This is a genomic window from bacterium (genome assembly GCA_041649255.1).
Classification (GTDB): Bacteria; Hydrothermota; UBA3073; order JACQXS01; family JAQTXJ01; genus JAQTXJ01.
The window spans coordinates 180,599-198,732 of record JBAZNK010000001.1; the positions used below are offsets into that span (position 1 = coordinate 180,599).

General features: G+C 39.4%; 8 protein-coding genes. 6 read left to right on the forward strand and 2 right to left on the reverse strand.

The window, feature by feature from the left end:
- The first annotated feature begins 222 nt into the window (after positions 1-222).
- From WC614_00805 to WC614_00830, 6 genes are all read left to right on the forward strand, one after another.
- Positions 223-4,170: a C25 family cysteine peptidase gene (locus WC614_00805; protein ID MFA5031533.1), complete on the forward strand. Its 3,948-nt coding sequence runs from the start codon at positions 223-225 to the stop codon at positions 4,168-4,170.
- Positions 4,171-4,328: 158 nt separating this feature from the next.
- On the forward strand, positions 4,329-8,051 hold the full coding sequence (locus tag WC614_00810; GenBank protein ID MFA5031534.1) for a T9SS type A sorting domain-containing protein: 3,723 nt from the start codon (positions 4,329-4,331) through the stop codon (positions 8,049-8,051).
- Between the two features lie 443 nt (positions 8,052-8,494).
- Positions 8,495-8,767 (forward strand): HU family DNA-binding protein, encoded by a 273-nt coding sequence (locus WC614_00815; protein ID MFA5031535.1) that lies wholly within the window; start codon positions 8,495-8,497, stop codon positions 8,765-8,767.
- A 242-nt stretch (positions 8,768-9,009) separates the two neighbouring features.
- On the forward strand, positions 9,010-10,251 hold the full coding sequence (locus WC614_00820) for a TolC family protein (GenBank protein ID MFA5031536.1): 1,242 nt from the start codon (positions 9,010-9,012) through the stop codon (positions 10,249-10,251).
- Complete coding sequence (locus WC614_00825) at positions 10,248-11,333, forward strand: efflux RND transporter periplasmic adaptor subunit (GenBank protein MFA5031537.1); 1,086 nt, start codon at positions 10,248-10,250, stop codon at positions 11,331-11,333. The genes WC614_00820 and WC614_00825 overlap by 4 nt, the downstream gene beginning before the upstream one ends.
- Positions 11,334-11,339: 6 nt before the next feature.
- Positions 11,340-13,298, forward strand: coding sequence for an ABC transporter permease (locus WC614_00830; protein ID MFA5031538.1), 1,959 nt, complete (start codon positions 11,340-11,342; stop codon positions 13,296-13,298).
- A gap of 51 nt (positions 13,299-13,349) precedes the next feature.
- Here WC614_00830 and WC614_00835 read toward each other — a convergent pair whose 3' ends face one another.
- Positions 13,350-14,918, reverse strand: a complete 1,569-nt coding sequence (locus WC614_00835) for an FG-GAP-like repeat-containing protein (protein MFA5031539.1) — start codon at positions 14,916-14,918, stop codon at positions 13,350-13,352.
- A 452-nt stretch (positions 14,919-15,370) separates the two neighbouring features.
- Entirely contained in the window at positions 15,371-18,127 is a 2,757-nt protein-coding gene (locus WC614_00840; protein ID MFA5031540.1) for a cation-translocating P-type ATPase, read from the reverse strand.
- Positions 18,128-18,134: the final 7 nt, after the last annotated feature.

The window sequence follows — 18,134 nt, forward strand, 5'->3', positions numbered from 1 at the left end:
TGTATATTCGCGTTTATTCGTAGTAAGAAACTCTTATCCACCTCAGGCGGACTATAATTTTCTGTTATTTATTTTACCCGCAACTACTTTTTCTGTGCCTTTTGATTTTAATCTCTTAAATATCCCTGTCCAAAAATTTTCTCTCCTTCGCTTTTCCTTTTAAATAACTTTACAAACCTTTTCTGCCATCTTAGAATTCATAATAAAATCAAAGGAGGTATTATGAAATTAATAATCTGTTCCCTGCTCCTCGCGCAAACCCTTACCGCAGAAACTATAAAAATTAATTACGAATTTCAAAAACCCTCGGTAAAACATGGACAATACGACCTTATTACCATCGCAGGACTTAAATCCTTTATACAACCCGGCAAACCGGTTCTTCCTTCAAAAGATATAAAAATACTCCTCCCTGCAGGAGAAAAAGTTCTATCTCTTAAATTAATCCCCTGTGAAACTGAAACTCTGAAGGGTTACTACGATATCCAGCCCGGGCCTCCTATAATACCTACCTCAGTAAAAGACAATAAAATTAAAACTGTTAAAGACAGTAAAATATATAAACAATCCTCTCCCTACCCCGGAGAACCAATCTCCAATTATTTAACACATAGACTTAACGGATTTGACATACTGACAGGTCAGATTTTTCCTGTCTGCTACATCCCTAAAACAGGAAAAATATTCTATTATAAAAAAGTAATTCTGGAAATCACTACAATTCCAGACACAAAAACAAAAATAGAACAATCGGCAATGAGAATTGCGGATAAAAAAAACTCTGACAGGATACCAAGAAATATAGAAAACAGCGAAGCATTGTTTTCCTATAATAGTCTTACTAAACCACTGCCCACTCCCGTTCCTCTTGCATCTAAATCCGGTCCGTTTGATTATATCCTTATAACCGACGCAACCCTGAAAGACTCGTTTCAGGTGCTCGTAAACTGGAAAAACTCTCGCGGGATACAAACAGGGATGTTTACTACGGATTCAATATATGCTAATTATACGGGTGTTGACAATCAGGAAAAAATCAGAAATTTCATAAAAGCTTGCTACACAGCTTGGGGCGCAACTGCGCACCCCCTTAAATGGGTTGCTCTCGGCGGGGACGACGAAATTATCCCGGTAAGAGGATTGTTGGCATGGGGAACTGACGGCGTAGGAAGCCCGATTGATTCTACTATGGCAAGCGACATATACTATGCCGGACTTGACGGCAACTGGGATGCCGACGGTGATGGCGTTTACGGAGAAGGCGATACGGCAGGCGGCGGAACCGGAACTTCCGGAGAAGAAGCCGATTTTCTTCTTGAAGTAGCGGTCGGAAGGATAACCGTAGAAACTCCTGAAGAAGCAAGCAATTATATAAAGAAACTAATTTATTATGAAAACAAAACAAACCCGGATTACTTGAACAGAGCCTTGTTTGTCGGTGAGTACCTTGATCCTTATACTCAAGGCGGAGATAAAAAAGATAGCGTTGCTTATTTACTTCTTCCAAAATTCAGCATAACAAGGTTGTATGACAGGGATGGAACGTTTAATTCTGACGCCGTTGAGGATGAACTTCTGAAAGGAACACACATCCTGAATCATATTGGACACGCAAATAGTCTGGCAGTAATGGATTTATTCGGCGGAAATATAGGAAACACCGATTACCCGCTAATATATTCCCAGGGGTGTTATACCGCAGGTTTTGATGAAGCGACGAGCGGTTCCTCTGAAGCAATTTCCGAATCATTTATATTTTCGCAGACAGGAGCATTTGCGTACATCGGCAATACCCGCTTTGGATGGTATTCTCAGGGAGTCTGGAAAGGTCCCGGTGAACACTTTGACCACCAGTTCCTCGATGCGATATTTACGGAAAATATAAAAAATTTAGGTGATGCGCTGAATGACGCAAAAGAAGACCTCGTAACCGCTATGGGAGCCACCGGAACAATGAGATGGAGTTATTTCACGATTAATCTCCTTGGTGACCCTGAAACACCTATTATTACCGAATATCTGCCGCCGACTGCAAACATTTCTTCTCCTAATAACTATGCTACAATATTTGGAGACGCACTGATGAAGGGAACGGCTAAAAAGGGAGATGCCGCCGGAGCTACATTCTTGAATTATAAATTTGAATACGGAATAGGAAAAACTCCTTCGTTGTGGGTTCCTGTTTCCGATTCTTTTTATCAAGCCGTAACAAACGATACGTTGTGTCTGTTAAACACGCGGTTAATCCCTGAAGACAGTTTAGTTACTATCAAACTTATTGTAAAAGATTCCGGCGGAAAAACAGGAGAGGATAAAAGGTATTATCGCATAAATAACTGCGCATTGGACATAGCCAATAAATCGCCGGCATACAGCAATGCCGATACGGTATATTTTAAGGGAAATGCTTTTGTTTCTAATTTTACTAATTACACGATAAAATTTAAGAAAAAGAGCGGGCCTGACGTATGGGACACAACAGGGATTACACTGAGAAACAACGGAATGAGCGAAAAAGGCAACGATACGCTGGGAATATGGGTGCTTGGACAGATTCCTCTTGAAGTTTATGTCATTAAATTAAACGTTTACGGAAGCGATACTTTTGAATCTATAATAGAAATAAACATTGATGAATCCGGACTGCCGGGATTTCCGGTGTACGGAGGCTGGTTTGGGTCGCCTACCGTCTGCGACGTAAATCTTGACGGCAAAAATGAATTACTAATCAGCAAAGCCGAGGGTTTATTTGTTTATGATAACCAGGGGAACAAACTATTCAATACTTCATCCAGCGATTGGCTTTATGGCGCGCCGTCAGTTGGCGATATTGACGGTGACGGCGACCTTGAAATGGTAGTAGCCGAAAAAAATAGACTCTACGCATGGCATCATAACGGAACAACGGTAACTTCATTTCCTAAGTCTCTTCCCGGAGTCGCTTACACTTCACCGACATTATGTGATTTCAACAACGATTCTATTCCTGAAATCCTGTATTGTTCGGGCGACAGCTTATACCGGATTAAAGGAGATGGAAGTAATACATCGGGTTGGCCGATTTATGCGCCCGGCATTTATAAATCCGCAGTAGCCGATATAAATGGAGATAACGAAAAAGAAATAATATTTGGTAATAGTCTTGGAGAAGTATATGTTATTAAAAAAGATAAAACACCGGTAGCAGGTTGGCCTGTCCAGCTAAGCAGAGGCATAGGAATTCCCGTAATCGGGGATATAGATAATAACGACTCGCTTGAAATAGTCGTTCCGACCTGTGGCAGAAGCTTCGATAGCATTTATGTTTTTAAATCCGATGGGAGCAGGATGCCCGGCTGGCCTAAACCTATTATTGTTCCTTTTATGGAACCGTTTTTTCAACCTGCGCTGGGAGACCTGAACGGTGATTCATTGCTTGAAATAGTAATGCCTTCAACGGATTCTTTATACAGCTACAACCCTGTCCTGTTTGTGTTTGACTATATGGGTAACTTCTTTCCGGGTTGGCCTGAAACCCTTTCAGCAAAGAGTGAAATCTTTACTTCGGCGGTTATAGGAGACATTTATACGAATCCCGGTATGGAAATTGTAGTTGGCACAAGGAATAAAGGCAAGTTCTATGCTTTCACTGACAGCGGGGTTTTGATTCCAAGTTTTCCAAAGTTTACGGCAGATTCTAATCTGGCGTGCCCATCCCCTACTCTTGCGGATTTGGATAATGACGGGTTTATTGAGATTATCGGTTCAAGTTTAAATAACACTTACGTATGGAATACTCAGGGAAATTCAAAAGACATAGAATGGTCGACATCTCAAAATGACGTGTGGCATACAGGGTTGTATAAATTTACTCCTTCAAATCCAGGGGTAGAAGAAAACGCAGATAATAAGCTTACATTATCAATATCAAAAATAATGCCCAATCCTTTTAAGAATAAAACATTGTTATCTTTTTCAGTTCCTGAGAATGCAAACGTTAAAATTAATGTTTTCAATCTTGCGGGACAGCATATAAAAACACTTTTTAATAATACCGTAAAACCCGGAACTTATAACGTTTACTGGTACGGCAAAGATAAAAATGAACATCCGTCGCCAACAGGAATATATTTTATAAAAATTGAAGGCATCGGAGATACAAAAGTTAGAAAATTAATATTGCTGAAGTAAATTACCCTGAAAGAAATAGGGGTATAATGTGCAATTGAATGTATGTAGGGGCAAACCTATGCGTTTGCCCATCTGTAAAGTAGTTAATTTTTTGTAGGGACATAGCGTGCTATGTCCTCTGGTTGAAAGTTAAAGTAGTTTTTTAAAAAGGAGGAAAGATGAACAAATATGTTTTGTTTGCATTGTTTTTTGTAGCGAATTTATGCTACGGCGATTTTATAAAAGTAAAGAACGCCGGCGAAAAAATCGTAAAAGAAAAAATAACTGCGCACAGCATTTCACGTTCGGAATTCAAGAAAAGCGGAGCTCCGAAATCTCATACGATTTACGTCCTGTATCAGGGAAACAGTGAAGTAGATATCGCGGAATTAATCTACGGGGGCGGTGGTTGGGGATATAAACTATACCGTAACGGGGCTTTGCTCGATTCTACGGACGACGGACCTACGGTGTACAGAGACACAGGCGTAGTAAAAGGGTCGTCCTATACCTACCAGACACAGATTTATTATGACGATTCATTAATATCCGAAAGCAACATAGTTACTGCAAATCCGGGCAGCATTTGCGGACAGATTGCAAGAAATACGGTATGGAGAAAAAAAGACAACCCGTTCGTTATACAAGGAACTCTTTATTTGGCACAAAATTGCGTCGTTCTGACGGGAGGATGGGGCGATACTTCGTCTCCAACGCTTACAATTGAACCCGGCGTAGAAATAAAAATAGACCCCGCCCATGCTCTTGGAACTTCGACCGGAAATCTCGTGATGATAGGACAACAAGATACTATGATAAAAATTTCTTCCAATACCGGCTCGCGCTCGGATTATTCTTTTACAATTCAGGATTCTTCTACGGGAACATTAGAATGGGTCGAAATTACGGGAGCAGGATACGGAGTAACAAGTTACGTAAACGCAAGTGGTAGCGTAAATATAGCAAGATGCAGATTTACGGATGATTCTATAGGCATAAGAGCTAAGAGTCCCTGCAAGGTATGCAGCGTCTTTATAGCCGACTGTAATTACGGAATTTATTCCACGGGTAGCGGTATGGCACAGGTGTCTTATAGCGAAATAACATCGAATAAATACGGAATTGTAGGAACTTCAGGAGGATGGTTTAATGTCCAGCACTCTAATATTTGCGGGAACGACAGCGTGGGGGTCAGGAATGATGATGGAGCGGCACTTCTTTCCGTTAAGAACTGTTTCTGGGGCACCGGAGGTCCAAAAGATATTACGGGACGCTTTGCCCTCGGAGATACAATCATCGGGAACTTGAATTATAAACCCTACGTAAATAATTATTATGATGTAGAACTGGCAAATATTGATTTAAAAATAAAAGACGTAAAAACAATCCAGACTGTTCAGGATGTTGATTTACTAACACTAAGGCCAACTATGGTAAGGGTTTTTGTGGATGTAGGAAGATGCAAGCCTGTGGATGGAGTAAACGTTAAATTAACTTACAATGGGACAGATTATTATTCGGGGAACTCTATTAAAGGCGCAAAAGTCTGGTCTAATGCTGAATTAAATAGCGGAGTCAACAGTTTCAATTTCTTTATACCTATTGGAGATTTATTCGGTGCTGCGGGAAACGCGGTAGTCAGAGCGGAAGTAGACTACGCACCCGGAGCAGTTGAGGAAAGAAACGAAACAAATAATACCGGGGCAGATTCGGTAAAAATAGTCTCTTCGCCCCACGCACGGATAACATATAGGCCTATTTCTGCAGAAAGATGGCACGGGCTCTCAAGCGTAAACATTACTGATTTTGCCAAACAATGCCAGTCATTTGTAGAAGCAATTTTACCAATGTACTGGGGTATGATAGAGTATGATTGTTCTATTATAAATGTAGATTCTACTGTTACAGGCGGGTGGTTTGGTTGGAATACCCGAACAGTTATGAGTATAATTACAAGACTCTATGCTTCTGAGGATGTAGACCACAGGGTAGTGGGTATTGCGCCGAAAGGAACATTCAGCCATGGATTATCTCATTCGGGATACGCAAGAGTCGTTCTTATTGATAGCACAACATTCCCCGGTGACCAGTGGGTAGCAACTCACGAGATGGGACATGTTTTTAACGGGATGGGTTATGTGTTGGATGACGAATATTATGAACCGGTAGATAAGTCCGGAAACAGTAGCTGGCCTTATCAAACCCAGCCTGACGGTTCTGTTTCAAGCGAAGGTTGGTGGGTAGACAAGGGAACAAAAGGATGTATCCACAATCCTCACCCTAAAGAATATGCCGGCAATAATTATTACAGTTTGATGGGTAACTCAGGCACTATGTCTCACTGGATATCTGATTCCGTTTATAAAATTTTGTTGAATAATTTCCCTGCTAAAAAGAAGGCATCCGTTCCGAGAATTGCATTCAGTTTTAATATTTATGATAATGATTCCGTATTGATTGAACCCTCTTACAAAATTCCAAATGGAGAAGCAGATACAGGACAACCCGGAAACTACAGGATAGAATGTCAGAACGGCTCAGGAAGTGTATTGTCAGGTATAAATTTTGAGCCCGATTTTATAGATGTCCCCTCTTCAACGCTTAAGGGGTCCCCGTATTACTTTAATCTTGAGTTCCCTGTAAATACGCAGAAAATAGTTATAAAACATAACTCCAATATAATTAAGCAAGTTATAAAATCTGCCAATGCGCCAGCCGTAACGCTTCTCTACCCGAACGGCGGAGAAAACTTCTCGGATACGGTAAGAGTGAAATGGAGCGGAAATGATATAGACGGCGGGCAACTTTATTACTGGCTGTTATATACTAAGGATTCCGTGTGGACGCCCATTGCAATAGATTTAATTGATACAACTTACTTAGTAAATATGCAGTCCTTCCCGGGCGGAACAACCTGTAAATTCAAAGTTGTCGCCACTGACGGCATAAATACTTCAAGCGACGAATCAAATGGAGATTTTGAAACAGACAATAAGACGCCGAGCGTATTTATATCGACACCCGAAGATAGCGCGATATATTCGATAAATCAGGAAGTCGCATTTAGCGCTAACGCTTATGATGCGGAAGACCGGATTGTAGAAGACACTACTTTAAAATGGACATCAAATGTTAGCGGCCCACTCGGAACGGGGAAAAATATTTCGGCAGCGCTTCCTCTCGGGAATCATACCATATACCTGACAGGCCACGACAGCAAAGGATTAATCAGCGGTGATACGATACATTTGAGCGTAGTATCGGATACTTCATCGGATGTATATGTAACTGCAAACGACATATCTACCAATAAACCTCCGGTTATTAACGATACGTGCTGGATTAGAGCGGATATAAAAAATATACGAAAAGATGCGGAATGTTTGGTATCCATATACCTGCATCATATTGATTCGGCGAATCTTATTACGAGCGCTCTTGTTTCGGTTGAAGCAAACAAAACTATGCCGTTGAACGTAATGTGGGTACCCCAAGCAGTAGGACTGGATACGGTATGGGTAAAAATCTCGGAAGCTAATCCCGTAGAAAACGATACTACTAATAATATAGCTTCAAAAGTATTTAATGTAGCTCTAACCGGAACAGAAGAGACGACTCCTCCGAAAGTTATGTTCCTGAGCCAGAATTATCCGAATCCGGCGTTGAATTCAACGTTTATAAAATTTGGCATTCCGGAAGCCGGAAATGTGAATTTGAAAATCTACAATGTAAGCGGAAGACTGGTAAAGACATTACTTGAGGGCGAATGCACTGCAGGGTATCATACAGTAAGATGGAACGGAACCGACACTTACAATAACAAGATTGCAGCCGGAATATATTTCGTAAGGTTACAAAACAACAAACGCACACTCACGCGCAAAACAGTAATCTTGCAATAATTTGTTTCGACGAAGTTGGTAGCCGCAACCTTCAGGTTGCGCAACTCTGTTCGTACGAAGCCCTTGCCTGTTTACCTGCCGATAGGCATGGCCCGCCCGTATTCTTTTTGGAGGGTGGTCCAAAATTCTTTTTTGTAATCTGTTTTTCTTTTTAGTGTAATTTCGTGCTTTAGTGATTTTGTGGCAGGTATTTGGTTCCTCTGAGGTGAGATTTTTTATTGTCTTTCTTTATATTTCAGAATTATTTTCCACAAAATCCTTTATTTATTTGTCTTTTAAGGTTCCGAACTTATCCCCTTATATTTCAACACTTTACAGATATCACTTCCTATAAATTCCGATTCCATCGGGAAAATAAAAGCGAGTAGAATTAAAAATAAAGCTTGACAAAGGTTTCAGACGCATCTAAGCTCAAGACAATTGATTAAGGAGGTGATTTACAAATGAATAAATCAGACCTTGTTGCCAGAATGGCAAAAAAGTCCGAAATTTCCCAGAGTTCAGCAGAAGTAGCGCTTAATGAGTTTATGGCAGGCGTATCAGATGCATTGAAAAAGGGAGAAAGAGTTACGCTCGTCGGATTTGGTAGCTGGGATGTAAGAAAGAGAGCAGCCAGAAAGGGGAGAAATCCACAGAATGGCAAAGCCCTTAACATTCCTGCAAGAAGAGTAGTCAGATTCAGAACTGGCTCAGAATTGAAAAGCAGAGTCAAATAACACAACAACCCAGAGTGATATAATTTTTATTTCTTATTCCTCTGGGTTTGTCTATTTTAAATCTAACAAGATATTATATCCAATATTTATATTTAATCTAAATCTCTTTTATTTATTATACTAATAACAAAGTAAACTTTCCCCGCAAGTTTTTGCCTATTTTATTGTCTAATTATTAAAAGTAAAAAACAATAAATTAAAGATTTGACTAATCTTTTATTTCGTATATTCTTTACCATATTATGATATATTTATTTACCTTATTAATCCTTGCTTCTAATCCATTAACCCTTGACGACTGTATCTCAATTGCAAAAAAGAACAATATCAAAATAATCCAGGCAAAGAAATCCGTAGAAATAGCAAAAAATGACGTCACTTCTTCTTATTCTGCGCGATACCCGGATATAAACTTCTCTTCGGGTTATAGTAGAGATTATAAAACTAACACCTCCACCACGGATAATCATTCGGCAAGTATAGGTTTAAGCTATCAATTATATAAAGGCGGATACATCTCCGCAAACATTGAAATTGCAAAAATAAGAGCAGAAATAGCAAAAGATAACTATCTTATGACGGAACAGGAAGTTATCCTCTCCGTAAAACAAACCTTTTTTAATGTCTTACAATGTGAAGAAAAAGTTAAATTATGTAATAGTATCCTTTCAAGACGAAAAGAAGATTACCTGCTAATAAAACTAAAATATAATACAGGCAGGGAAAGTTTTCCCGCAGTTGAAGAATCAGAAGTAAACGTCGCCAATGCAGAATACGACAAGCTATCAACAGAAGAAAACTTAAAACTATTCAGGGTTACGCTTAATATACTTATAGGACGAAGCTCACAGGAAGAATTAGTTTTGAAACAAGACACCTTAAATCCGGAAAATGTAAAAATCCCTTCTTTGGAAGAATTCTTATCTACGGCAAAAGAACACCGTCCGGATATGCAAATAGAAAACCTTAACCATAAAATACTCTACTTACAATTAAAAGAATCAAAAAGTAACTACTTTCCAAAACTTAATTTGACTTCAAGTTACGGTTTGAGTGGCTCCGGATTCTTTTCCGGGGATGATATCTCCGGCTTAAAAGACAATCCTTTAGGTATTGGAGTTAATCTTTCTTTCCCGATTTTTGATGGGTTCTCTACTAAATCACAAGTAAAAGGCGGAAGTTTAGAAATAGCGCAACACATAATAAAACTGACCGAAACGGAACAAACTATTGAAAAAGAAGTTCTTCAGGCATATTCACAATGGATCCTGGCAAAAAAGAAAGTTGAAATAAGCCGGAAGTCCCTGAAAGCTTCGCAGGATATGTACACGCTGACAAGATTTGAATATGAACAGGGACTTACTACTTATTTCTTTTATCAACAAAAAGAATCTGATTTAACCGGCGCACAGTATGATTACATATCTTCATTAAATAATTTACAAATAACTATTGCTAATTTATATAAGGCAGGTGGATTATGAAAAAAGTCATTATCTTAATAGTTTCGGCTTTAATAATATTAGGCGCAGTATTATTATTCTTCCGGATAAAACATAACTTGAACGCGAAACAAAAGGATAAATATCCTACGGTTCAAGTGAGCTACGGCAATATAGAAATCAAGATTCTTGCAACAGGCACAATTAAGCCATATACAAGAGTGGAAATTAAATCCCCGGTCGGAGGACGAATCGATGAAATAAGAGTAAAAGAAGGAGATAAAGTCAGAAAAGATGCAGTATTAGCTTTAGTTTCAAGCGACGAACGAATATCTCTTATAACATCCGCAGAATCCGATTTGGCAGAAGCAAAAAAATCAGGAGACGCTAAAGCAATAGAAGATGCGCAAAAATCTTACGGAATGGTTAAGGAGTTTTATAGACCCGTTCCAATAAATGCTTCTATACCCGGAGAAATAATAAAACGGGATTACGAACCCGGGCAAATTATTTCTGCCGGAACGGTTGTTCTTGTTATGTCGGATAAATTAGTGGCTTCCGTAGAAGTAGATGAAGCAGACATAGGAAAAATAAATGTAGGTTCTCCCGCTAAAATTACTCTCGACGCATTCTCTGAACAAGAACTTGCAGGCACAATAGTTGAAATTTCTCATGAAAGCAGGACAGTCTCGAATGTAACTATTTATGATGTAATGGTAGTCCCCGACAGTATTCCTACCTCCTGGAGGTCCGGAATGACCGCAAACGTTGAATTTATAATCCAATCAAGACAAAATGTTCTTACCGTCCCGGTTAGTATGATTGAAAAGAAAAAAGACATTCCATTCGGAGACGCTAAACAGGGAACCGAAAAGAAAAGATTTTCTCATAACAAAAACAACTTTGGAACTCGCGAAAAAAATAATAAATTCGTCCTTGTATTGGAAAATGGCAAACCCGTGACTCGTGATGTAAAAACCGGAATCTCTGATGGCAGCAATATTGAAATAATAGACGGATTAAAAGAAGGAGAAGAAGTTATCTTTAACACCGAAAGCTCTTCCTCGTCCTCCAACAACAAATCTTCAAGGTCCCGTCAAATGATGAGAATGATGCCGCATTAATAAAAAATGATAGATTTACGCAATATTACCAAAACGTACAGCACCGGCGAACTTCCCTTTAATGCCCTTGATAACGTATCATTAAAAATTTCCGACGGCGATTTCGTCGCTATTATGGGACCTTCAGGCTCGGGAAAATCAACACTACTGAATATGCTTGGCTGTCTGGATATTCCGACTACGGGCAATTATTCTTTAGCCGGGCAGGATGTAAGTAAGTTATCCGATGATGAGCTTGCCGAAGTTAGAAATAAAAGAATAGGGTTTATCTTTCAACATTTTAATCTGCTCCCACGCCTTAATGCGCTTGAAAATATTAAACTTCCCCTAATCTATGCCTCTTCATCCTCTTCAGGGAGAGAAGAAAGAGCAATCGAATGCCTAAAGTCAGTTAGTCTGGATAAAAAAGCTTCCCGCAGACCAAACGAATTATCCGGAGGAGAACAACAGAGAGTGGCAATTGCCCGCGCATTAGTAAATAATCCTTCTATACTTCTCGCGGATGAACCAACCGGAAACCTTGATTCCAAAACAGGCAAAGAAATAATGGATATAATTTCCGAACTTAATAAAAAAGGAATTACTATAATATTGGTAACTCATGACGAAACGGTAGCCTCTTATGCAAAAAGAATAGTAAGACTGCAGGATGGAAAAATATTGGAAGACAAAGAAATTCGTAAAGAAAAAAATTTTCAAATTCCTGCCGAACCTAAAAATTATAAAAAAAGGGCATTCCTGCCCTTAGCCAGCGTAAAGGAAAGCTTATCTATGTCGGTTTCTTCCCTGTTTTCAACCAAACTCCGCTCATTCCTTACAATGTTGGGAATAATTATCGGCGTAGCATCCGTAATAATGATGGTAGCTCTGGGACAGGGCGCAAGCTCTCAGATAACCGACAGAATAAAATCTATGGGCGCGAATTTATTAATTGTATACCCGGGCGGAGCTCGTCGTGGAGCCGTAAGAATGGAAAGAGGAAGCGTTACTTCACTAAAAATGGAAGATGCGGAAGCGATATTACATAATTGTTATGCAGTTGCTAAGTTAAGTCCATCTTTCAGTATCAGAGGAGCACAGGTTGTTTACCAGGGGAAAAATACGAACACTTCCGTAGAAGGAACTACTTATGAATACCCTGAAATTAATAATTTTCCGGTAGAAAAAGGAGACTTTTTTACGGATAAAGAAGACAAACAAATGCGAAAAGTAGCGGTAATCGGACAAACCGTAGCTACAACTTTATTTGAAAACGAAAATCCTATAGGACAATATATAAAAATTAATAGAATTGCTTTTCAGGTTATTGGTGTAATGAAATCAAAAGGTTCGGGCGGGTGGCGTGATGAAAACGATATAATCTTTATACCAATTACCACGGCTATGAAAAGAGTTCGCAGCTCAACGTCCATATCGCAGATTTATATTCAGGCAAAGTCTCAAGCAATGATACAAGCTGCAATATCCGGTATTACGGAATTACTGCGCACAAGACACAGAATTAAAGCAAATGACGATGACGATTTTTCTATATTTTCACAGGAAGAGATACTTTCTACGGTGAAAGAAACTTCCAAAACATTTACTATGTTATTAGCAGGAATAGCAATTGTCAGTTTGCTCGTAGGCGGTATCGGAATTATGAATATTATGCTTGTCTCGGTTGCCGAAAGAACAAGAGAAATTGGCATCCGTAAAGCAATCGGGGGAAAAAGAAAAGATATATTATCTCAATTCCTTATAGAAGCTTTAATTTTAAGTTTAATGGGAGGTATAATCGGAATTTTATTTGGCAGTATCGTATCAAAAATTGCAAGTAAATTAGCCACCTGGCCTACCGTAATTTCGGCTGATTCCGTGATACTAGCGTTTTCTTTCTCTATCTTTGTCGGTATCTTTTTTGGTATTTACCCCGCGAATAAAGCATCCAGACTAAGACCTATAGAAGCACTCCGATACGAATAAAAGCCCTTCCCATTTCTTAGAAGAAGTTTCCCTTTTTACTCTTAACTATTTTTACTTCATCAAGATTAGTTTCTTTGTTTCTTTGAATGTACCTGTGGTTAGTTTCACAAAGTAAATCCCGTTAACTTTTATATCCGGTGTAAATGTATAATTCCCTTTAGTTAAAGAGCCCGAATAAAGGACTTGTTTGAGCCTGCCGCATAGGTCGTAAATCGTTAATGATACTTTACTTTCTACATTGTTGAGCGAAGCGAAATCCGCCTGAGGCGGATTATTTGGGACAGACAGATAAATCTTATTCCTTAAAACTTCCAATTTTGCATTTACTGATAACTGTCCACTGTTCACTGATGATTCTTCTACCCCCATACAACCGCAATTAGTTGCACCTGTCATATCATCAAGCGCCCAGATTGTGCTATCTCCTGCAGTTCCAACTACCAGTTCTACACATCCATCATTATCTATATCTGCAATTGTTATATCGTGAATATCAAAAGCTAATTGTCTCTCCCACAAAAGCGAGCCATCTTCACCGTTAAGAGAAAATAAAGTATCACTATGATTAGAAGCTAAAATTTCAATTTTATTATCACCGTCAATATCTGCAACTGATACGCCGCGATGAATGTAACTGGGAGCAGAGTAACTCCATTTAGGGATACCGGTTGAACCATTAAGACAATACAGTACGCTGTCAATACCCCCAACAATTACTTCTATACTTCCATCTCTATCTACGTCTGCTATGGCTGGCGAGGAATATATATCATTCCCTGTTACATAATTCCATTTTTGAGTACCGGTTGAGCCATTAAGACAATGAACCTTATTGTCCTCACTGCCGACAACTACTTCTAAGTTTCCATCCCCATCTACGTCTGCTATGGCTGGCGAAGACTCCACATAATATCCTGCCATATAATTCCATTTAGTGGTACCAGTTGAACCATTAAGACAATAAACTCTATAGTCATTACTTCCGATAACTACTTCTAGGGTTCCATCCCCATCTACGTCTGCTATGGCTGGCGCAACCCACAGCATTTGCCCCCCCGTTGTGTGACTCCATTTCAATGTGCCGGTTAAACCATTAATACAATACACTTTATTATCGTAACTTCCAATAACTACTTCTATGTTTCCATCTCCATCCAAGTCTGCTATGGCCGGAGAAGATTCTACGGTACTTCCTGTTACATAACTCCATTTCGGGATACCTGTTGAGCCATTAAAACAATAAACTTTCTCACTACCGACAACTACTTCTAAATTCCCGTCACCATCTACATCTGCTATGGCTGGGGAAGAATCTACATTGCCTGCTGTTGTATAACTCCATTTCAATATACCCGTTGAGCCATTAAGACAAAACAGTTTCTTGTATACATTTCCCACAACCACTTCTACATTTCCATCTCCATCTACATCTGCAACTGTGGAACCAAAACTTTCAACATGGTGTTCTGTCACATACGACCATTTCACATACGGCGTGCTGAACATAGCGCCTCTCATCAACTGCAGATGCGTATTCTCAAGAGTTGCACCATACTTTGGCCATGTGCCTACTGCGTAGGTAGGATTTTGCTGGAGAAAAAAGAATATTAATGCAATCATTGTTTCCCCCCTACTTTATTTTACCAACAGATATCTTTATACCCAATATTCTCAAAACCTATCTTTGTCAATCTAAAAAAACAACTTTCTCATTTTCTCTGTAAATCAAAAAATAGGAATAAAATTTCGTTTCTTTTTCTGCGGGCTATTTTGCAAAACTCTCTTCTATTTGTTGGTTTTTTACCCCTCAAACTTCCTGTTCTAATCCTGCCTGCCAGCTTGCCTACCGATCTGTTTGGTAGGTCTTTTGGGCATGGTCCATTTGTGATATAATTCTCCGTGCCCTCTTTGTTTTTCCTCTGTGTCCTCCATTTTCTGTTTGTTTTTTATCCGTTGCAATCAATTACTATTCGTTACTCCTTAGTTACAATGAATTAGTATTTATCTTTTCGCTTTCTGTTTCCTCTGTGGTTGAGTTCTCTGTTCTCTGTACTCGTTCAGCCTGAAGCAGATTAATGACTATTGCCAAAGGACTTCCTATTTAGTCCTCTTACAAGTTTTCCGATTTCCACTATAACAAATACCGTCGAGGAAACGGATACGGCAAATATCCAGTCTTTTAATCCTAGATAATATGTATTAAATATTGTATGCAGCGCCGGAATGTATACTACTGCCAATATCATACTTGTGGAAAATCCTATTGCCAATAAAAGCCATTTGTTACCCCAAAAACCTATCTTGAAAACCGAACTGTCTAACGACCTGCAATTTATTGCATTGAAAAACTGCACTAACATCAACGAAACAAAACATAACCCCTGCGCATCGTTTACCGAATATCCTTTGCTTAAAGCCCACTTAAAAGTAAATAAACTCACACCTGCCGTCCAGATACCTACAACTATAATATAAAATAATACTCCTCTATTAAATATACTTTCGTTCTTCCCTCTTGGTTTTTTATGCATCGTACCTTTTTCTATTGGTTCCAGAGCCAGCGCTATAGCAGGCAATCCATCCGTAACAAGGTTTACGAATAATATTTGAATTGCAATAAGCGGTATAATCCCCGCAGGTAAACCTAAAAACGTTCCAAACAATATAACAACTGCCATTAACAATACTTCCCCAATATTACAGGAAAGCATATACGCAAGAAACTTTTTTATGTTGCTGAAAATCCCTCTTCCTTCTTCCACCGCGGCAACAATAGAAGCAAAATTGTCGTCCAGCAATATAATATCCGCAACTTCCCTCGTTACATCTGTTCCGGTTTTTCCCATCGCTATTCCTATATCCGCTTTCTTTAACGCCGGAGCATCGTTTACCCCGTCACCGGTCATCGCCACAACGTTCCCCCTGTTTTCTAACGCCGTTACCACTCTTAACTTGTGAGCAGGAGAAACCCTCGCATAAACTTCTATCTTCTCTACAAGATTATTAAACTCTTCGTCACTTATTTTATCCAATTCTTCTCCACTTAAAGCCATACCGTGTTTCAGTAATCCCAGTTCTTTAGCAATCGCCATTGCGGTCAATTTATGGTCTCCGGTTATCATTACGGATTTTATATGCGCCTTGTTGCATAGCGCAATTGCAGCTTTAACTTCTTCACGTGGAGGGTCAATCATTCCCGTAATCCCTATGAATACCATATCCTGTTCTATTTCGGAATCTTTTTCAATATTATCTGATGATAATTTCTTATAAGATATTCCCAGAACTCTTAATGCGTCGTTTGCCATTTGATGGGCAACTGCACGTATTCTTTCCCTGTGTTCGGAAGTTAATATTTCCTCTTTCCCGTTAATAAAAATATATTTGCAGGAGTTTAATATTATCTCGGAAGCCCCTTTTGCATAAGCAATATTCCCTTCCGGTGATTTATGAACGGTCGTCATTCTTTTTGTTTCGGAGGAAAAAGGAATTTCCCTGATTCTTGGAAATTGTGCCGACAACTCTTTCTTTGACAATCCTGCCTTTTCGGCAATTACCACAAGAGCCGCTTCCGTCGGGTCTCCTTTAATCGTATAATTTCCATCCGCCAGTTCTAAAGACGCATCATTACATAAACTTCCCGCCCGAAGTAACAAACTTAGTTCTTTGTTTTTATCAGGGGGTACAATTGTTTTCGTGCTGTGAAAATGAAAACTGCCTTTTGGTTCGTATCCTGTTCCGGAGACATCAATTAATCCGGAATCCTTCGAATCAGCCATTTCTTTACCGGGAATATAAATCTGCCGCACTGTCATCTGGTCTTGTGTAAGCGTCCCGGTTTTGTCCGAGCAAATAAAAGTCGTGCACCCGAGAGTTTCAACTGCAGTCAATTTCTTTATAAGAGAATTCCGTTTTAACATCCTTTGCATACCGATTGCAAGACAAATGGTAACCACTGCAGGTAGCGATTCAGGAACCGCAGCTACTGCTAAACTCACTCCCCATATAAGCATTTCGAGTATCGTATGCCCGCGGGTAACGCCTATAGCCGCAAGGACAAAACATAATGCCAATGCTCCTATTGCAATCCATTTTCCTACACTATCAAGATTCTTCTGTAAAGGAGTAATCTCCCGTTCTACTTTTTGCAATGCATCCGCAATTTGACCAAATTCGGTTTCCATGCCGGTACCCGTCACGATAGCCATTCCTCTTCCATACACGGCAGCCGTTCCCATAAACACCATATTTTTTCTGTCCCCGATGGCAGCTTCTCCCGCTAATGGTTCGCTTATTTTATTCGTGGAAACGGACTCTCCGGTTAGGGCAGCCTCATCTACTTTTAAGTTTACGGCTGAAATTATCCGCGCATCCGCAGGAATCTTGTCTCCCGTTCTTATAATAAATACGTCTCCCGGCACTAATTCTTTCGCATCTAGTGATATTTCTTTATTTCCTCTTAATACGGATACCATCGCCGCCGCCATCTTCTTTAAAGCTTCCAGTGATTTTTCTGCCTTGTATTCTTGTATAAAACCTAAAGTTACGGCAAAGACTACTATGATAAGTATAACGACGGCATCTATCGTTTCGCCTAAAACTGCAGACAAAACAACCGCAAAGAGAAGTATTATGATTAAGAAATTCGCAAATTGCTTTAACAGCAGGACAATACCAGGGGTTTGTTTCTTTTTTACCAGTTCGTTGTATCCGTATTCCTGCAAACGTTTTTGGGCTTCTTCAACGGTTAATCCCGCATTAGAAGAATTAAGCGTTTTTACGGTTTCTTCCGAACTTAATTTATACCACTGGTAATTGTTCTTTATCATATTATGA